Below are 17,372 nucleotides of genomic sequence, written 5' to 3'. Positions count from 1 at the left end.
CCCCCTCTCCCCTAGGAGAGGGGGCCGGGGGGTGAGGCCAAGCGGTGAACGACGCAAACCGTAACTTTACTCTACTATCTCAGGTTATTACTGCCTTACTCTTTTGCCGCCATGACTAAAGTCATTCAGTTTCTCGCCGATTCGGAGTCCAAAGCCTTTGATTTAGAGCACCGGCGCAAGATTCGCTTCAACATTGGCAAGTACAACGCGGCCGTGCAGACGGGCCTTACCTGGTACTACGACCATGAATTGGCGCGGGAGCGGGCGTCGTATCTGAAGGCCAAGGTGATTAATAACCTCGACCAGTATTTGCTGGAGTTTGAGCGCAACTTCACCGAGCGCGGCGGCAAGGTTATCTGGGCCCAGAATGCAGAGGAGGCTCTGTATGAGATTGGCAAAATCATGGCCCGCCGCCACGCCCGCACCGTGGTGAAAGCCAAGAGCATGACCACCGAGGAAATTCACCTGAACAAATTTCTGGAGAAAAACGGCATTGAGTCAGTGGAAACGGACTTGGGCGAGTACATCGTACAGCTTAACGGTGAGCGGCCCTACCACATCGTGACGCCGGCCATGCACCTGAGCAAGGCCGATATTGCCGCCATCTTTGTCAAACACCTCGGCATCGAGCACACCGACGATGCCCAGAAGCTGGTGCTCACCGCCCGCCATTTGCTGCGCGACAAGTACACGTCGGCCGAAGTAGGTATCACGGGGGGCAATTTTCTGATTGCCGATACCGGGGCCGTAGCCGTGACCGAAAACGAGGGCAACGCCCGCCTGTCGGCCACTTTTCCGCGCACCCACATTGCCATCGTAGGCATTGAGAAAGTCATTCCGACCATGCAGGACCTGAACCTGTTCTGGCCCCTGCTCAGCACCAGCGGCACCGGCCAGCAAGTCACGGTGTACAACACCATTTACACGGGCCCGCGCCAGCCGCTGGAAAAAGACGGTCCCGAGGAGATGTTCGTGGTCCTCCTCGACAACGGCCGCACCAACCTGCTGGCCCAGCCCGACAAGCGCGAGGCCCTGCACTGCATCCGGTGTGGCGCTTGCCTGAACGTGTGCCCGGTGTACAAAAACATTGGTGGCCACACCTACGAAGCTACTTACTCCGGCCCCATTGGCTCGGTCATTACGCCCCACCTCTCGGGCATGGCCGAGAACAAGCACCTGAGTTATGCTTCCAGCTTGTGCGGAGCTTGCTCATCGGTGTGCCCGGTGAAGATTAACATTCACAATATTCTGCTCAAAAACCGTCAGCAGAGCGTGGAGGAAGGCCATACGGAGAAAGAGGAGCGCATTGCTATTCAGCTCTGGATGCGCACCATGAAGAGCCGCCGCCTGCTGAACTTATTACCCGCCAAAGCCAAAAACTGGGTGCTGATGCGGATGCTAAGCCAGGTGGGCTGGAACAAGCGCCGCGACGCGCTAGAAGTAGCGCCCAAGTCGTTTAACAAGCTGTGGAAGGAGCGGCAGTAGCTGCTCTGCCTGGCTGATAGCCAACCTATTTCCTGGCAGATGAGTACAAAGGTGGCCCCTAAGGGAGTCACTTTTTTTGTAGTATGCTCGACTTAACGCTGCACGTACTGGCCTTCACGGTCGGGGTTGTTTTAATTATCACCACCCTGTCGGCAGCCATTCGCTCCTTTGTGCTGCCGCGCAACGAAGTGGTGAAGCTCAATGGCTACGTGTTCCTTAGCCTGCGGCTGGTTTTCGATTGGTTGACCTCGCTGCGCACCACCTTTGGCGCACGCGACCAGGTGCAGGCGCACTACGCGCCGGTGGCGCTGGTGGCGTTGCCTATTGTGTGGCTGACCGTTATTTCGGCAGGCTTCACGCTTATCTATTGGGGCCAGGGCGAAGGAGACTTACTGGAATGCTATCAGCTGAGCGGCAGCTCGTTACTTACGCTGGGCACCCACAAGACACGCGGCCCGGTAGTCACCGTTTTCACCTTTGCCGAGGCCACCATTGGCCTGTTGCTCCTGACGCTGCTTATCTCTTATTTACCAACTATTTACCAAGCCTTTTCGCGGCGCGAAATCGTGGTGGCGCGGGTGGAGCTGCGGGCCGGTACGCCGCCTTCAGCCTGCACCCTGCTCGTGTGGCTGAACCGCACCGGCTCCCTGCACGACGATACGGAGCAATGGGAGCTGTGGGAGGAATGGTTTGTGGAAATCGAGGAAAGTCATACTTCGCTGCCCGTTCTCTCGTTTTTCCGCTCGCCGCAGCCCGGTCGCTCCTGGGTGACGACCGCCACGCTAATCCTAGACACGGCCGCGCTGATGTTCAGCGCGGTTAAGGATTCGCGTGATTCACAGGTTGAGGTAACGTTTAAGGCCGGCTGCCTGTCGATGAACCGGGTGTATCGCTTCTTTAATGAAGACCTACGAACGGAAGCCAACGACATCCTCCCCGACAACGACCCTATCGAAGAAGCCAGCCGCGCCGAGTTTGAGCAAGCCTGCGACCAGCTAGCGGAGCAAGGTCTGGCCCTGCACCCCAACCGTGCCGAGGCCTGGCAGCAGTACAGAGAGTTGCGCGGCCGCTACGCCACAGCCGTAGAATTTATGGGTAAGCTCACGATGGCTCCAGTGTTGAAGTCGCTGTAATGGAATGGAGCGACCTGCTGGTCGGCGCGCCGCACCCAATCCTTACTGCGAGACTTCGTCGGGCAGAATGTTGATGTCCTGCACCAGTACGCGCTGCTCAATTTCGCGGCCGCGCGGTGTATTGGCCAGGCCGCCGAGCGCCGTTTCCTTGTAGCGGGTTTCCATGCTTTGGCCTACTTCGCCCAGGGCCATCACGCACTGATCGACGGGAATAACTGGATTGACCCCGGCAATGGCAATCTGGGCCGAAGAAAACGCAATAGCTGCCGCCGAGGCATTGCGCACCACGCAGGGCACTTCCACCAGGCCCGCTACTGGGTCGCAGATCAGGCCGAGCATACACTGAATGGTAATGGCTACGGCCGCGAAGGTTTGCTCCACGTCGCCGCCCAGACAGTACACGATAGCGCCGGAGCCCATAGCCGCCGCGCTGCCCGTTTCGGCCTGACAGCCGCCCACGGCCCCAGCCAGCGAGGCATTCTGCTCGATAATAAGGGCTATGCCAGCCGCGACCAACAAGCCCTCGTGAATCTTGCGGTCGTCGAGTTTATGCAAATCCTGAAGCGTGACCAGCACGCCGGGCAGAATACCGGAGGCGCCCGCCGTGGGTGCGGCTACCACCCGACCCATGCAGGAGTTTACTTCTTTTGCACCTAAGGCCCTCGTAACAAGCTGCTTAAACTCTGGTGACAACACCGTAACGGGCGAAGCGGCAATCTTTTTGGCCCCGTTGTTTACCATACCTGAGCGGGAAGTCATATCCTCGGTGAGTCCGGTGTGCACGGCTTCGCGCATCACGTCGTAGGCCCGCTGCACGCCCACCCAGATTTCTTCTTCGGTGCGGCCTTTCTGCTCAATCTCGTAGGCCAGTACGGGCTGGTACAGGGGCTCGCTGGTACGGGCGCAATGCGCTTCCCAGCTGGCAAAATCAGTGAATAACAAGGACATGGCGGGTGGGGGCAAAAGTGGGTGGAAACTCTCTGATTGAACGCGGAACAGCGGAGAGGGGTGCAAAAATCGCGATAATTTCGGCAAGAGCCGCGGCACAAAAAAGCAGCTACCTGTTTAAGGCAGCTGCTTTTCATACTTTAGCTGAACACAGATTACCGCCTGTGCTACCTCACTTATGCTTGTTGTGGCTCTTTCACCAGCTGCACGGAGGCCGAATTAATGCACAGACGCAGCCCGCTGGGCGCTGGGCCATCCGGGAAAGCGTGGCCCTGGTGGGCGTCGCACACGTTGCAGAGAACTTCTACGCGGGTCATGCCGTAGCTGGTGTCCTTCTTGTATTTGATGGCGTTGTCCTGCACGGGCTGGGTAAAGCTCGGCCAGCCCGTACCCGACTCAAATTTGGTGCGCGAGTCGTAAAGCGGCGTGCCGCAGCACACGCAGGCGTATAGCCCGGCTTCGTGGGCCTCGCAGTATTCGCCGCTGAAGGCGCGCTCCGTGCCGTGCTCGCGCGTGACGTGGTATTGCTCGGGAGTGAGTTGGGCCTTCCACTCGGCGTCGGTTTTCACTACGCGGCGCTCGGGGGGCATATTTCCGTTGTTAGCAAGGCGGATAACGTCGTTCCAGGTTTGCATGGTTTTGGGGTTGGGTCAGATAAATGGGTCGTTGTGCAAACGCGGCTGGCACCGGGGAAGTTTTATTTGCCCGCGCTACTTTGGTTAAGGCTGTCCCCACGTCCGCATTTGCCGGGGTTAGGGCGGAAAAAGCCTAAGAATTTTCGCGCCCGCGAAACGTGCGCCGGCTTTTCACGCTACACCCTACTATGAAAATTCTCACCGCCGCCCAGACCCGCGCCGCCGACCAGGCCACCATTCAGGCCGAAGGCATCAGCTCCGAAGCCCTCATGGAGCGGGCCGCCACCGCTTTCACCGATTGGCTCACCGCTCACCAGTCGCCAGCCGAGGCGGGTGAAATTCTGATCCTCTGCGGGCCCGGCAACAATGGCGGTGACGGTCTGGTAGTAGCCCGCCGACTGTATGGGCGCGACTATGCGGTGCGTGTTGCCTTATTGCCCGCGGAAAACTCATCGGCTGATTTTCAAAAGAACCTCCAAAAATTGCCCCCCGAGGTGGCAGTTGCTGAGCTATCAGCCACGCATTTACCCCCCATCGCCGCGGGTACGCTCGTGATTGACGCACTGTTTGGCACCGGCCTGACGCGTCCGCTGGAAGATCTGGCTGCAGCCGTAGTGCACCATCTGAACGCTGCCCAGGCGCGCGTAGTGTCCGTGGATATACCGTCGGGCCTGCTCTCTGACGCACCCCAACCAGCCGGCGCCGTGGTGCGCGCCCGACACACGATTAGTTTTGAGCTGCCGAAGCTGGCTTTCATGCTGCCCCATAATGCCGCGTATGTAGGCCAGTGGCATGTGCTGCCTATTGACCTGGACAAGACGTTTATCGACCAGGCCGCGGCTCGGTTCCACTTCGTCGATGCAGAACTTCTGACCGACCGGCTCCCGAAAAGGGCCCGTTTCGCTCATAAGGGCACCTATGGGCATGCCTTACTATTGGCGGGCAGTAAGGGAAAGATAGGAGCCGCGGTGCTGGCCGCGCAGGCCTGCTTACGCAGTGGCGTGGGCCTGCTTACCCTACGCGTGCCCGCCGTGGGGTACGATGTGGTGCAAACGGCCGTACCCGAAGCTATGTGCCTTACTGATCCAACTACTGATTTCCTATCGGAGCTGCCCGACCTCGCTGCCTACTCTGCCATTGGAATCGGGCCAGGGCTGGGCAGAGAAAAAGCCCCCCAGCGGGTGCTGACGCAGCTTCTGCGCGAAGTAAAAGTGCCGCTGGTGTTGGACGCCGATGCCCTGAATATCCTGGCTGAGAACCGCGAACTGCTGGCTGCTCTTCCGCCTGACTCTCTGCTCACGCCCCACCCCAAAGAATTCGAGCGCCTCACGAGCCCCGCCCGCGACGATTATCACCGGCTTGAGCTGCTGCGCGACTTCTGCCAAAAACATAGCTGCTATACCGTGCTGAAAGGGGCCAACACCTGCCTGGGCACCCCCGACGGCACGTTTTATTTTAACAGCACCGGCAACCCCGGCATGGCCACCGGCGGATCGGGCGATGTACTCACGGGTATGCTCACGGCGCTACGCGCCCAGCACCTCTCCCCTCTCGATGCAGCCTTACTCGGCATCTACGCCCACGGGCGGGCCGGCGACCTGGCCGCCCAGAAAACTGGGGAAGCAGGCTTGGTAGCGGGCGATATTGTGCGGTTTATAGGACCCGCATTAGAGGAGCTAACGACAAAAGAGACTTTTTAACTCTGGGTGCTGATTTTGCGGATGGGTGCGGGTTACGACACCCAATATACGGCCAGAAACTGCACCAGCATGACCCCATCGGCCAGCACGGCGAAATAGTAATCGGGGCGGGTTTCGTCGGCGTACCAGACGATGAGAGCAGCTAAAGCGGTAGGCACAGTGAGCACCAGCAGATACGTATGCGTAACCCCCTGTGGAATCAGGATGCCGGCTATGGCCAGGGCCAGCAGGGCCAGTATTTTGGTGGCTTTAATCCCAAAAATACCCGGAAACGTGCGTGTGCCACTCAGTATATCTTTAGTATAATCCCGGATATCAAATACGAAAGCCAGGGCCAGAATAAAGAAAAACCGCCGCGCGAACAGTACCAGTACGAGCGGCGTCGTCAGGCTTTTGTGCAGGTACAGAGCCGGAATCCAGACGGTGACGGCAGCCCAGACATAAGCTATCAGAAACACCTTGAGCAGGGGAAAGTCGCGTAGGGCGCGCCAGCGGCCTCGTATGCGCACAATTGGCAAGGAATACAGCAGCGAAATAGCGGCCAGGTGACCCAGAAAGCTAGTCAGCGGCTGCCAGCCATCGAGCCAGAAAAGCCCCCCAGCCGCCGCCAGCGCCACAAGAGCCAGCAGAAACAGCTCGCGCCGGTGCTGAATCATCCATAGCTTGCGGCCCGAAAGAATCAGTTGCTGCCGGTGCTTATAAGGCAGGACGCTGTCAATGTTGTACAGGAAAAGCGTAGCCACGAAAATCAGTACCCCTAACCGCCCCGGAATATCCACGCGCCAGAACAGAAACGTAGCCCAGGTAAGCCCCGCCGCCGCCGCCGATACCAGTACGCTGCTGTAAAGCACGGCATCGGTCCACCGCTTCAGGCCGGTGAAGGCGGAAGCCGGCGCGGTAGCCGGCGGTTTGTCGATACTCTCGTGCATGGCAGCAGGGAAGCAAGCTGGGGGGCAAAAACACTCAACGCCCAGCCTTAAAGGTACGGTTCCCGCTTATTTACCCGTTTCGGCGTGGCTCGCATCCACGGGCTTGGATTCGGGGGAGCCTTTCTGGCGCAGAAAAATGGATAAGACTACGATGGAAACAATGGACAGGAATTCACTTTGCCAGTTCTGAAATGACTCAAACCAAAATCGGGAGGTTTGCATGTAGCCCCCCACCGTAACCAGCGGCTCGCCTTCGTGGGCCTGCTCGATGTTGTACACCTCGGCTCCGCCCAAAGCATGCAGATAGAACGCGCCCAGAAACAGCAGGAAAAACGCCAAGCTCAGCGAATTCTGGTACAGCTTCCGGACCCAGCCGCCACGCTTCACCGGACCGGGAGCATCCTCTTTGGCAGGATCGGGGTCTTGGTCTACGTCTTCTTTCTCGTATAGCTTTTTCGACTCCGATGAGCCCCGCTGGCGCAGCCAGGCAGTGAGCAGCACGTACAGGCCCATCTGCAGGAATTCGCTTTCCCAGTTCTCGAACGTGGCCTCAATGAAATGCCCTGATTGAAAATACCGGCCCAGCGTAAGCGTGGCCAAGTCCATTTGCTTCAACTCGTCGTTGTAGTCGTGCCAGCCCGTAAAAAACTGTCCTGCCAGCGTAAGCACAACCAAAGCGGTTACGACCAGCGAAAGACTGTTCTCGTAGAGCCAGCGCCGGGGGCGCGAAGCGGGTGGGTGAGGTAGCATATCCGGCCATACGGCCATACCCCAAAAAAGATAAGTGGCCCGCCAGTGAAACACCAGCGAGCCGCTTCCAGGCACAGAAACATCCTTTTTACAGTTCTACCCCAGCCGGGCGGGGCTTCACGGGCGGTGTAGCGCCGCCAAGCGGGAAGGTTTCATTATAGAGCTTGATGCTGTCGCCGATAATGCGGTAAGCGTCTTCGCGGCCCATAAAGCGCTCTACCGATACCTGCTTGTTTTCCAGGGCTTTATAATCTTCAAAGAAGCGACGCATTTCGCGCAGGGTGTGGGGGGGCAAATCGGCGATGTCGTTGAAGTGGTTCACCGAAATGTCGTTGGCGGCCACGGCAATGATCTTGTCGTCCTCCTCATTCTGGTCAATCATCTGCATCACGCCAATTACTTTGGCCTCAATGATACACATAGGCACTACATCAACGGAGCAGATCACCAGAATATCGAGCGGGTCTTTATCGTCGCAGTACGTTTGCGGAATAAAGCCGTAGGCGGCCGGATAATGCACGGCTGAAAACAGTACGCGGTCCAGTTTGAGCAGGCCGCTGGCCTTGTCCAGCTCGTATTTGCCTTTTGAGCCTTTTGGAATTTCGATGATGCCATTTACAACGTTCGGCGCGTTATCGCCGCGCTCTACGTCGTGCCAGGGATTAAAATGAGTCATTAGAAGGAAAGAGAAAGTAAAATCTTGAAATCAGAAGTAGAACCCGGCAACATCCAGGTAATCAGAGGAAGGAGGAAGGAGGCAGATAGCTTATCGAACCGGAGGTGCGTACGGATTAGGCCGCGCGAAGGTGCCGGGCTTCCAATAAAAAAGCTGACTCTATCTAGTAAAGCCGGAGCTGGCCTTAGTGTTTGTGCTAACGCAAAACTTCCACCAGCGGCTTACCAGTGCACCCATCCGGTTCCTGAATATGGAGCCAGCTGGCCAGCGTTGGGGCAATGTCAATGATAGTAACCGGGGCCCTCGATTCGCCGGGGCGCACATGCCAGCCCCAGAACACTAACGGCACATGCGTATCGTAGTTGCTGGCCGAGCCGTGGGTGGTGCCCTTGTTCACCGGATACGCATACGATTCGAGCCAGCCCGGCTCCAATACCACCATTACATCGCCGCTGCGCTTCGGGAAATAGCCATTCTCCAAATACATCAGCATGCCGCTTTCCCAATGCGATTTTTGCAAATCATCGGCCGTAATGGCACGCGTAACACCGGCAAAATTCAGCATTATGTCGGCCACTTCATCCTGAAACTGCCGCAGATTCTGCTTGCGCTGGGCAACCAGCGGACGATTGAGATAAACCTGCTGGTTATCGTAGGCCAGCACCCAATTGCCCGCGCCGTGCCGTCGTACCAGCTCCCGTTGCAAGGAGTCGCGCATGATGCGCGGCCCTACCGAACCGGCGGGAATACGGTGGCTGCGCAAAAAATCAGGCGAGTGCGCCGCGCCATGGTCAGCCGACAGGAAAACCAGCGCGTTGCCCCTGCCCACGGTCTTATCCAGGTAATCCAGCAACCGCTTTATTTCCTGATCCAGCCGCAGATAGGTGTCCTGGGCCTCAATGGAATTAGGACCGAATTGATGACCCACATAGTCGGGTGAGGAAAAGCTGAGCGCCAGAAAGTCGGTTACGCCACGCTGGCCGAGCTGCTCGGCACGAATAGCTTCTATAGCAAAGTCGAGGGAGAGCGAGTTGCCAAAAGGCGTTGAGCGAATCAGATCCAGGTTGCGGGCGGCGGCTACGGGGGGCTTTTCGCCGGCAGCTTGTAGGGTCGCTTGGGTCTGAGCGGGCGCGGTGGCGCTCAGCCTGGGCAGATCATGCGGAAACACGGGTTTCGCCTCGCCCCGGAAGGCACTTTCCCAGGGCACATCGTCGGCTGAGCTCTCGGTGTACTGGGCAATGGGCAGCAGCGTATTCCAGGGCTTGTCGAGGTACTGCGCCGGCAGGTTGCGGCTGTTGAACTGCTTTACCCACTCCGGCAGGCTATTTTGGTAGAAGGTGCTGGTAATGAAAGCGCCATTTACGCCATCGTACCAATAAGCACCCGTGGCCGAGTGGCCAGCCGGCAGAATAGAGCCCCGGTCTTTCACCGAGACGCCAATCACCTTCGCCTGGAAGTTGGTGGCCAGGCGCAGCTCATCAGTAATAGTGCTGGTAAGCATGTGGCGTGGCGACATCTGGCCCGCCTCTACCGTGCCGCCCACCGACTGCACCGTTTTATCTTCAGTTACATAAGTAGCCCGGCCAGCCTCGCGCACGTACCAGTTGTTGCCCACGATGCCGTGGACCGAGGGCGTGGTGCCGGTATAGATGCTGGCGTGCCCCGGCCCGGTATAGGTCGGCACATAATTGTAGTGGGTATTTTCGTAGCTAAATCCCTCCCCCAGCAGCCGCTTGAAGCCACCATCGCCGTATTTCTCCCAGTAGCGGTAGAGGTAGTCGTAGCGCATCTGGTCGACTACTACGCCCACTACCAGCTTCGGGCGTTCCAGCGATCTGCCTTTCTTTTGGGCGAGAGCCGACACTGCCAAGAAGGCGGCCAGCAACAGAAATAGGCTCTTTTTCAAATCAATAGCGTGTGTAACCGCCTGGCTTGTTGCGGTTGGAGACAGAAGCCAGCGTTGGCGGCCGCAAAGATAACCGCCCGCGTTCGGAATCTCGGCTCTGGCAGCCGAAATAGCCCGTCCGTCGTACACCCATCAGGTTATCTTTTCATTAAAAATGCCCTAGGGACCATTTCTAACTCTATTCTATGGCTACTGCCTCCAACTACGCCCTCATCTTTGATATGGATGGGGTTTTGATTGACAATACTGCTTACCAGGCTCGCGCCTTTCAACTGCTCTTCCGCGAGCATGGCCTCACAACCAATGCCCGCCGTCTGCTGGAGCGCCTGAATGGCATGCCCGCCACCAATATTCTAAAAACCGTATTTCGGCATCCCGTACCCGAAAAAGAGCTCAAGCAATACGCCGATCAGCGCGAGTTTCTGTATCGGGTGCTGTATTGGAACAAGCGCCGTGAAGTGGCCGGCCTCACAAATTTCTTGACGGCAGCCCGGACGGCAGGCTTCAAGATTGGCCTCGGAACGGCCTCGCCCCCCGAAACGATCGGGTATATCATCGACCATTTGAACCTACGCCATTTGTTTGATACCATCACGGGCAAAGCCGATGTAGAGCGCGGTAAGCCCCATGCCGATACCTTTACCACCGCCGCCAAGCAGCTTGGTACGCCGCCTGAGCGGTGCGTTGTGTTTGAGGACGCAGTATTAGGCGAGCAATCAGCCTACAAAGCGGGCATGCGCTGCATCTGCTTAAGCACCAGCGTGAAGCCCGACAAGTTTCAGAACCCCATGAAGATCATCAAAGACTTCACAGAAATTGCCCCCCAGGATGTGCTGGAGCTTCTGGAGCAGCACCTCACAGCACCTAAACCCGATAAGCAAATAGCTCAACGCAAGTACGCGAAGCTGTAGCGCCAAGCTTTGGCTTGGCGGATCGTTGCGGTCGTTGGCATGTAGCGCGAACTATGAGCTTAACGGCACAAAAAAGCCCCCCAAATCAAGTCTGGGGGGCTTATCCTTGCAAAGAAACTCCGTCTTAACGACTCGCGGCCAGTGCTTCAGCACCACCCACTATTTCGAGAATTTCAGTGGTAATAGCCGCCTGACGTGTTCGGTTATAGGTCAATTTCAATGACTTCAACAGCTCACCGGCGTTTTCTGTCGCCTTATCCATCGCCGTCATGCGGGCACCGTGCTCCGAAGCGTTGCTTTCCAGCACCGCCTTGTACAGCTGAATCTTCAATGACTGCGGAATCAGCGTCTGCACAATTTCCTCCTTCGACGGCTCAAAAATGTAGTCGACGTTAGCCGTAGGAGTAGCCGTGGCAGGTGCCTCCGCGGGTATGAGCGGCAGCAGCTGCTCAGCCCGTACGATCTGGGTAGCTACATTCTTAAACTCGTTGTACACCATCGTCACCTCATCGAACTGCCCGGCGCGGAAGCCTTGCATGGCATCTTCAGCAGCAACGCGCACGGTATCAAATGACAATGAGCCAAAGATGTGGATGTAATTGCCTAGCATAGGCAGGCGGCGACGCACAAAGTATTCGTGAGCGCGCTTGCCGATGGCTAATACCGTTACGTTACCAGCCGCAGCCTGTGCACTGTAACGAGTAGCCAGCAACTGATTTACACCTTTGAAAATATTGCTATTGAAGGCACCAGCCAACCCGCGGTCGGAAGTGATAGCGATTATGAGCACCCGACGTACCTCACGCTGTGCACTGTATTCGCTGGCTACCTCATTCTCCATAGAGCTAGTCAGGTTGCTCAGAATGCTATTGAGCCGCTGGGCGTAGGGGCGCATGCGCAGAATGTTATCCTGCGCCCGGCGCAGCTTAGCCGCCGCCACCATTTTCATGGCTTTGGTGATTTGCTGCGTGCTTTGCACCGATATGATGCGGCTGCGGACTTCTTTTAAGCTAGCCATCTTTTGATTGTTAAATGGTTAGATGGCTAAATGGCTGAATGGCTGAACAAGTGAGTGTTCTGGCCGCACACTAAACGCAGACAAAACAAAAGCCATTCAACCATTCAGCCATTCAGCCATTTATTTCGCGTAAGACGCCGACAGATCCTTGGCTACCTGACGGATAGCATTAGTAATGCTGTCGTCGAGCTTACCAGCCTTCAGTGCCTGTAGGGCCTCGGGATGACGGGTCTGCATTACCTGGCGGAACTCCGTTTCGAAGGCGCGAACTTTCTCTACCGGCACGTTATCCAGCAAGCCATTGGTAGAAGCGTAGATAATAGCTACCTGGTCTTCCACTTTTACGGGTGAAAACTGGGGCTGCTTCAGGATCTCCAGGTTGCGACGGCCACGCTCAATCGTGAGCTTGGTAGAAGCATCGAGGTCGGAGCCGAACTTGGCGAAAGCTTCCAATTCGCGGAACTGGGCTTGATCCAGCTTCAGCGTACCGGCTACCTTCTTCATCGACTTGATCTGGGCGTTACCACCTACGCGTGACACCGAGATACCTACGTTAATAGCAGGGCGCACACCGGAGTTGAACAGGTTGGTTTCCAAGAAAATCTGGCCATCCGTAATCGAAATCACGTTGGTTGGGATATAGGCCGACACGTCACCAGCTTGAGTCTCAATCAGAGGAAGAGCCGTCAGCGAGCCGCCGCCTTTCACCAAGTGCTTGATGCTCTCGGGCAAGTCGTTCATGTCGCGGGCAATGGAGTCGGAAGCGTTGATCTTGGCGGCACGCTCCAACAGGCGGCTGTGCAGATAGAACACGTCACCAGGATAAGCTTCGCGGCCTGGAGGACGACGCAACAACAGTGACACCTCACGGTAAGCTACTGCCTGCTTCGACAAGTCATCGTACACGACCAGCGCCGGACGACCGGTATCGCGGAAGAACTCGCCGATGGCCGCACCCGTGAAGGGCGCAAAGAATTGCATCGGCGCGGGGTCAGAAGCCGAAGCGGCTACTACCACCGTGTAGTCCATGGCACCACCACGCTGGAGGGCATTTACTACCTGCGCAACCGTAGAGGCTTTTTGACCAACGGCTACATAAATGCAGAACACGGGCTCTCCGCGCTCGAAGAATTCGCGCTGGTTCAGGATAGCATCAAGCGCTACCGTTGATTTGCCGGTTTGGCGGTCACCAATGATCAGCTCACGCTGGCCACGGCCAATCGGAATCATAGCGTCGATAGCCTTGATACCAGTTTGTAAAGGCTCAGTTACTGGCTGCCGATAGATTACACCGGGAGCTTTACGCTCCAGGGGCATCTCGTACACTTCACCAGCAATAGGGCCACGGCCATCGATGGGCTGGCCGAGCGTATTCACCACGCGGCCAATAATACCTTCACCGACTTTGATGGAGGCAATTTTATTCGTGCGGCGCACCGTGGCTCCCTCCCGGACTTCGCTGTAGTCGCCGAGCATTACGGCACCTACGTTATCTTCTTCGAGGTTGAGAACCAAGGCTTGCAGGCCGTTTTCAAATTCCAGCAATTCCCCTGCCTGGGCGTTGCCCAAGCCGTAGATGCGGGCTACACCGTCGCCCACCTGCAGCACCGTGCCGACTTCTTCGAGTTCGGCTGCGGTCTTGAAATTGGACAACTGCTCCCGCAGGATGGCGGATACTTCATCCGGACGTACTTCTGCCATGATGCGTTATAATTGGGGTTGATAGGGGTTCTTGGTAAACTCGCCGCGCAGCTTGCGCAAGCGGTTGCGCACCGAGTCATCAATCTGCTGGTCGCCTATGCGCAGCACAAAGCCGCCAATGAGTGATTCGTCGATTTTCTCGGTGAGCGTAATGCTCTGGAGGCCGGTTTGACGGCGTATCAGTTGGGTAACTTCCTCACGCAGGGCTGGCGTCAGGGGCTGAGCCGTGGTGACTTGGGCCACCTGAATACCACGGAGGTATTCGTATTGACTCTGAAACTCAGTAGCTACCCATTCCAAGGCGCTTTCGCGGTTATGCTGGGTGATGATGGCGAAGAATTTCTCCGTCACTTCCGACACCTTGCCACCGAAAATAGCACGCAGAATAGCTAGCTTTTTGTCGTGCTTCACAATTGGGTTGCGCAGTAAAAGACGCAGGTCACGATTCTGCTCCATAGTCTTGGCCAGCAGATCCATGTCCTCCTTCACTTGCGGCAATGTACCCCGCTCCTGAGCTAAGTCCAGGAGTGACTTAGCGTAGCGGGAAGCAGCTCGTTGTTCAGACATTTTTGTTACTTAGAAGTGAGAGGTTAGACATAAGAAGTAAGACAACTGGTAGAAGCCGTAAGAGTCTATTCGAATTCTTACTTCTCACCTCTAGCCTCTCACTTCTACAGCTGACTTCTTAGTTGAGCTTTACGTCCTTCAGGTATGAGTCTACGAGTTGCTGCTGGGAGCTAGAATCAGCCAGCTCGCGGCGCAGGATGCGCTCGGCAATATCAATAGAGAGCTGAGCAGCCGTGTTTTTCACTTCGGCCAGCGCGGCGTTTTTCTCGTTCTGAATGGCTTCGCGAGCGTGCGCGATCATGCGGTCGCCTTCTTCATTCGCTTTGTTCTTGGCTTGTTCGATCAGCTGGTTCGCCATTTGGGAGGCTTCCTGCATAATCTTATCGCGCTCCTGGCGAGCTTCGGTCAGCAGCTTTTCGTTGCCGGCTTTCAGCTGTTGCATTTCCAGCTTGGCTTGGTCAGCCATGCGCAGCGCGCTCTCGATGGAATCTTCCCGCTCTTTGAGGGAAGCGAGAATGGGACGCCAGGCAAACTTGGCCAGCAGAAGCAGCACTAAGCCAAAAATCACCAACTGCCAGAAAATCAGGCCTATTTCGGGGGTTACTAAGGGAGGCATAAAGCGGTAGTTAGCATGAGGTAGTCAGTAAAAGGAATCGGTAGTTTAGAGTTGCTTGCCAACAAGCAAGCACCATCTCCGGCGCAGTGGGTGGATTCTGTATTCAGTGCCAACTACCAGCTACTAAATACTCACTACTAAAAAGCCAAGTCAGCCCGCCGCGCCGTGCGCCGAAGCGACGCGCAGCGGGCTGCCCAGGCGGGTGCCTCTATCTCTAGAGGTTGAAGGAAATCAGCAAGCAGACTACGACTGCGAACAGGCCCAGACCTTCGATCAGAGCCGCTACAATCAGCATAGCAGTTTGGATGCGACCTGCAGCTTCGGGCTGACGGCCAATGGCTTCCATGGCGCTACCACCGATGCGGCCGATACCCAGACCAACACCAAGAGCAACCAGACCGGCACCGATACCGGCACCCATTACGGCCAAACCAACAGAATTGGAAACGTCACTGACAGCCTGCAAAAACAGAGAAAGAAGCATAAAACAAAAATTAGAGGGAAGTGAAAAACGAAAAAATCAGGATGAGAAATGTTAATGAAATGGCTTAGTGACCGTGTGCTGGAGCAGCCGAGTTGTCGCCGCCAATCTGCAGGTCAGCATCGTGGTGATGCTCCTCTACGGCGCCGCCGATGTACATGGCGGTGAGTAGCGTGAAAATGTACGCCTGCAAAATAGCAACCAGCAACTCCAGCATATTGATGAACAAGCCGAAAGCCAGCGTGACAGGGCTGATCATTACACTCTGGAAAATAAAAATCAAGCTGATAAAGCTTAGGATTACAATGTGGCCGGCCGTGATATTGGCAAACAGACGAACCATCAGCGAGAATGGTTTTACCACTACGCCAATAAGCTCCACTGGAATCATGATGGGCAGCAAGGCCTTCGGTACACCGGGAGTGGCGAAAATGTGAGCCCAATAATTTTTATTAGAGCTGAACAAGGTGATAAGCAACGTCAGGACGGCTAAGGTCAGCGTCACGGCAATGTTGCCGGTGAGGTTGGCAGCGCCCGGCACCAAGCCCAGCAGATTGCTAAACCAGATAAAGAAGAATACGGTGAGCAAATACGGCATGTATCGCTCGTACTTCGGACCGATGGCCTTTTTGCCTACTTCATCCCGAATAAAGATGATGATAGGCTCGAAGAAAGACTGAACCCCTTTAGGGGCACCGCCTTGGTTCTTCTTATAGCTACCAGCTACCGTAAAGAAAATGCCTAACAGTAGGGCGGCAGTTAATATCAGCGAAGCAACGTTTTTAGTAATAGAGAAGTCGTAAACCTTGCTGCCATCCTCGGCTACGAGGTGCTCGTGCTCCAGCTTCAGGCCGCTGTAGGTTTTGCCTTCGGCAAGCTGCGATGAAGAGAATACGTTTAAGCCTTTGCCGGGCTGAAAAGCAATAATTGGCAGCGGAATAGTAAAATGTAACCCATGCTCTTTCTCATCGCCAAGAGTAGCGAAATGCCACTCGTGGGCATCACCAATGTGGTGCAGAATCATCTCGCCGGGGCTGAAGGCTTCCGAGTCGGTGGCTTCTTCAATGGTGGGCGTAGGCGCTTGGGCAAAAACGGGAAGCGAAAGAATGCAAAAGAGAGCTATCAGTAAACGCTTCATTCAGAGTAATTTAGGTGGGGGCGGGATATTAGACTAACCCTGTTTTGAAAACGGGCGCAAGTTACTCAGGACGCTCCAGATTTCAAACCCGGCGAAGAGAAAATACAGGATAAAAAAGCCCCCCAGAAATGTCCATAGCCCTGGGCGCTCCTGCGCACCTCCTTTATAGAGAAATACGAGTACCAGCCCCACCGACAACAGCAGGCGCACGACCATCGAACCGAAATAAGCACCCATAAAATTGTCGGGGTTGGCGCGTATGAGCCGTGAAGTGACCCAATAGGTAATAAGTGTCAGGAGAGCAAAAAACCCGAATACGTAAATCGTAAGCGGATGAATGACGGTCGCCCCAAACTGACTGAATAAAGCATAGAAAATGCCCCCCAGAAGCAAGCAAAAGAGTATAAACTGACGCAGAAAAATCATCGGGTGTAGAGTTATACCTTATTAATGGTGTTTAGCCGTGAGTTATTACGTAATGAGTACTATAAGTCTCGGGTGAGGGAGCGAATAACCTGGTACATAGCCACGAATACACCAAGCAGCATCAATACAATGGTGTACCATGGTCGGTCGTTTTGGAAACGCTCATCCAAAGCAGTACCTGCCCAGGCACTCAGGCCAATGATGGCCAACATCTGAAATCCTAATCCTGAGTACTTGGCGAAGGTGCGCAGGCGGTCAGGGTTAGAGTTGGTAGGCTTATCAGGTGGAGTAGGGGCGGTGGGCATCTATAAATAGTAGGATGGGGGGCAAAAGTATGATTTTTCAACACACA

General features: G+C 55.9%; 18 protein-coding genes. 4 read left to right on the top strand and 14 right to left on the bottom strand.

The genetic code is table 11. From position 1 onward, the window contains the following. The first annotated feature begins 111 nt into the window (after positions 1-111). Positions 112-1,485, top strand: a complete 1,374-nt coding sequence (locus B9A24_RS03960; protein ID WP_084443876.1) for a LutB/LldF family L-lactate oxidation iron-sulfur protein — start codon at positions 112-114, stop codon at positions 1,483-1,485. 83 nt (positions 1,486-1,568) lie between these two features. After that, positions 1,569-2,618 (top strand): hypothetical protein, encoded by a 1,050-nt coding sequence (locus tag B9A24_RS03955; RefSeq protein ID WP_084443875.1) that lies wholly within the window; start codon positions 1,569-1,571, stop codon positions 2,616-2,618. Between the two features lie 42 nt (positions 2,619-2,660). Here the strand turns inward: B9A24_RS03955 and sdaAA are convergent, their stop codons facing one another. Together sdaAA and msrB are read right to left on the bottom strand one after the other, a co-directional pair. Then, positions 2,661-3,566, bottom strand: coding sequence for an L-serine ammonia-lyase, iron-sulfur-dependent, subunit alpha (gene sdaAA, locus B9A24_RS03950; protein WP_084443874.1), 906 nt, complete (start codon positions 3,564-3,566; stop codon positions 2,661-2,663). A gap of 176 nt (positions 3,567-3,742) precedes the next feature. Continuing rightward, positions 3,743-4,201 carry a peptide-methionine (R)-S-oxide reductase MsrB gene (gene msrB, locus B9A24_RS03945; RefSeq protein ID WP_084443873.1) on the bottom strand — a complete coding sequence of 153 codons (459 nt, stop codon included), beginning with the start codon at positions 4,199-4,201 and terminating at the stop codon, positions 3,743-3,745. Positions 4,202-4,389: 188 nt separating this feature from the next. Between msrB and B9A24_RS03940 the strand changes: the two genes are divergently transcribed. Then, positions 4,390-5,901, top strand: a complete 1,512-nt coding sequence (locus tag B9A24_RS03940; protein WP_084443872.1) for an NAD(P)H-hydrate dehydratase — start codon at positions 4,390-4,392, stop codon at positions 5,899-5,901. A gap of 32 nt (positions 5,902-5,933) precedes the next feature. On the opposite strand, the gene B9A24_RS03935 is transcribed toward B9A24_RS03940, so the two are convergent. The 4 genes from B9A24_RS03935 to B9A24_RS03920 all read right to left on the bottom strand — a co-directional run bounded on the left by B9A24_RS03935 (position 5,934) and on the right by B9A24_RS03920 (position 10,162). Further along, positions 5,934-6,830, bottom strand: a complete 897-nt coding sequence (locus B9A24_RS03935; protein ID WP_084443871.1) for a UbiA family prenyltransferase — start codon at positions 6,828-6,830, stop codon at positions 5,934-5,936. A gap of 66 nt (positions 6,831-6,896) precedes the next feature. Further along, positions 6,897-7,598 (bottom strand): DUF6766 family protein, encoded by a 702-nt coding sequence (locus B9A24_RS03930; protein WP_234996958.1) that lies wholly within the window; start codon positions 7,596-7,598, stop codon positions 6,897-6,899. 70 nt (positions 7,599-7,668) lie between these two features. Then, the gene (locus B9A24_RS03925) at positions 7,669-8,256 is read right to left on the bottom strand and encodes an inorganic diphosphatase (protein WP_084443870.1); all 588 of its coding nucleotides are present in this window, start codon (positions 8,254-8,256) and stop codon (positions 7,669-7,671) included. 196 nt (positions 8,257-8,452) lie between these two features. After that, the gene (locus tag B9A24_RS03920) at positions 8,453-10,162 is read right to left on the bottom strand and encodes an alkaline phosphatase family protein (RefSeq protein ID WP_084443869.1); all 1,710 of its coding nucleotides are present in this window, start codon (positions 10,160-10,162) and stop codon (positions 8,453-8,455) included. Between the two features lie 185 nt (positions 10,163-10,347). Between B9A24_RS03920 and B9A24_RS03915 the strand changes: the two genes are divergently transcribed. Beyond that, entirely contained in the window at positions 10,348-11,073 is a 726-nt protein-coding gene (locus tag B9A24_RS03915; RefSeq protein ID WP_084443868.1) for an HAD family hydrolase, read from the top strand. A gap of 124 nt (positions 11,074-11,197) precedes the next feature. Here the strand turns inward: B9A24_RS03915 and atpG are convergent, their stop codons facing one another. The 8 genes from atpG to B9A24_RS03875 form a co-directional block, all read right to left on the bottom strand. Then, a complete protein-coding gene (gene atpG, locus B9A24_RS03910; protein WP_084443867.1) occupies positions 11,198-12,091 on the bottom strand; it encodes an ATP synthase F1 subunit gamma in 894 nt (297 codons plus the stop codon). Positions 12,092-12,211: 120 nt separating this feature from the next. Further along, the gene (gene atpA, locus B9A24_RS03905) at positions 12,212-13,792 is read right to left on the bottom strand and encodes a F0F1 ATP synthase subunit alpha (RefSeq protein WP_084443866.1); all 1,581 of its coding nucleotides are present in this window, start codon (positions 13,790-13,792) and stop codon (positions 12,212-12,214) included. Between the two features lie 6 nt (positions 13,793-13,798). Continuing rightward, positions 13,799-14,359: an ATP synthase F1 subunit delta gene (gene atpH, locus B9A24_RS03900; RefSeq protein ID WP_084443865.1), complete on the bottom strand. Its 561-nt coding sequence runs from the start codon at positions 14,357-14,359 to the stop codon at positions 13,799-13,801. A gap of 118 nt (positions 14,360-14,477) precedes the next feature. After that, the gene (locus tag B9A24_RS03895; protein WP_084443864.1) at positions 14,478-14,975 is read right to left on the bottom strand and encodes a F0F1 ATP synthase subunit B; all 498 of its coding nucleotides are present in this window, start codon (positions 14,973-14,975) and stop codon (positions 14,478-14,480) included. 214 nt (positions 14,976-15,189) lie between these two features. Beyond that, positions 15,190-15,459 (bottom strand): ATP synthase F0 subunit C, encoded by a 270-nt coding sequence (gene atpE, locus B9A24_RS03890; protein WP_084443863.1) that lies wholly within the window; start codon positions 15,457-15,459, stop codon positions 15,190-15,192. A 64-nt stretch (positions 15,460-15,523) separates the two neighbouring features. Continuing rightward, positions 15,524-16,594, bottom strand: coding sequence for a F0F1 ATP synthase subunit A (gene atpB / locus B9A24_RS03885; protein ID WP_084443862.1), 1,071 nt, complete (start codon positions 16,592-16,594; stop codon positions 15,524-15,526). Positions 16,595-16,627: 33 nt separating this feature from the next. After that, entirely contained in the window at positions 16,628-17,020 is a 393-nt protein-coding gene (locus B9A24_RS03880) for a hypothetical protein (RefSeq protein ID WP_084443861.1), read from the bottom strand. Positions 17,021-17,079: 59 nt separating this feature from the next. Next, positions 17,080-17,325 carry an AtpZ/AtpI family protein gene (locus B9A24_RS03875; protein ID WP_084443860.1) on the bottom strand — a complete coding sequence of 82 codons (246 nt, stop codon included), beginning with the start codon at positions 17,323-17,325 and terminating at the stop codon, positions 17,080-17,082. Between the last annotated feature and the right edge of the window lie 47 nt (positions 17,326-17,372).

It is taken from the genome of Hymenobacter roseosalivarius DSM 11622 (assembly GCF_900176135.1).
Lineage (GTDB): Bacteria > Bacteroidota > Bacteroidia > Cytophagales > Hymenobacteraceae > Hymenobacter > Hymenobacter roseosalivarius.
This window is presented reverse-complemented; position numbering and strand designations above follow the sequence as displayed.

Bases quoted from the DNA above. Each gene is read 5' to 3' on its own strand.
- sdaAA (WP_084443874.1), bottom strand. From the start codon at position 3,566: ATGTCCTTGTTATTCACTGATTTTGCCAGCTGGGAAGCGCATTGCGCC.
- B9A24_RS03925 (WP_084443870.1), bottom strand. From the start codon at position 8,256: ATGACTCATTTTAATCCCTGGCACGACGTAGAGCGCGGCGATAACGCG.
- B9A24_RS03955 (WP_084443875.1), top strand. From the start codon at position 1,569: ATGCTCGACTTAACGCTGCACGTACTGGCCTTCACGGTCGGGGTTGTT.
- atpA (WP_084443866.1), bottom strand. From the start codon at position 13,792: ATGGCAGAAGTACGTCCGGATGAAGTATCCGCCATCCTGCGGGAGCAG.
- msrB (WP_084443873.1), bottom strand. From the start codon at position 4,201: ATGCAAACCTGGAACGACGTTATCCGCCTTGCTAACAACGGAAATATG.
- B9A24_RS03915 (WP_084443868.1), top strand. From the start codon at position 10,348: ATGGCTACTGCCTCCAACTACGCCCTCATCTTTGATATGGATGGGGTT.
- B9A24_RS03880 (WP_084443861.1), bottom strand. From the start codon at position 17,020: ATGATTTTTCTGCGTCAGTTTATACTCTTTTGCTTGCTTCTGGGGGGC.
- atpE (WP_084443863.1), bottom strand. From the start codon at position 15,459: ATGCTTCTTTCTCTGTTTTTGCAGGCTGTCAGTGACGTTTCCAATTCT.
- atpH (WP_084443865.1), bottom strand. From the start codon at position 14,359: ATGTCTGAACAACGAGCTGCTTCCCGCTACGCTAAGTCACTCCTGGAC.
- atpG (WP_084443867.1), bottom strand. From the start codon at position 12,091: ATGGCTAGCTTAAAAGAAGTCCGCAGCCGCATCATATCGGTGCAAAGC.
- B9A24_RS03960 (WP_084443876.1), top strand. From the start codon at position 112: ATGACTAAAGTCATTCAGTTTCTCGCCGATTCGGAGTCCAAAGCCTTT.
- atpB (WP_084443862.1), bottom strand. From the start codon at position 16,594: ATGAAGCGTTTACTGATAGCTCTCTTTTGCATTCTTTCGCTTCCCGTT.
- B9A24_RS03940 (WP_084443872.1), top strand. From the start codon at position 4,390: ATGAAAATTCTCACCGCCGCCCAGACCCGCGCCGCCGACCAGGCCACC.
- B9A24_RS03875 (WP_084443860.1), bottom strand. From the start codon at position 17,325: ATGCCCACCGCCCCTACTCCACCTGATAAGCCTACCAACTCTAACCCT.
- B9A24_RS03935 (WP_084443871.1), bottom strand. From the start codon at position 6,830: ATGCACGAGAGTATCGACAAACCGCCGGCTACCGCGCCGGCTTCCGCC.
- B9A24_RS03895 (WP_084443864.1), bottom strand. From the start codon at position 14,975: ATGCCTCCCTTAGTAACCCCCGAAATAGGCCTGATTTTCTGGCAGTTG.
- B9A24_RS03930 (WP_234996958.1), bottom strand. From the start codon at position 7,598: ATGGCCGTATGGCCGGATATGCTACCTCACCCACCCGCTTCGCGCCCC.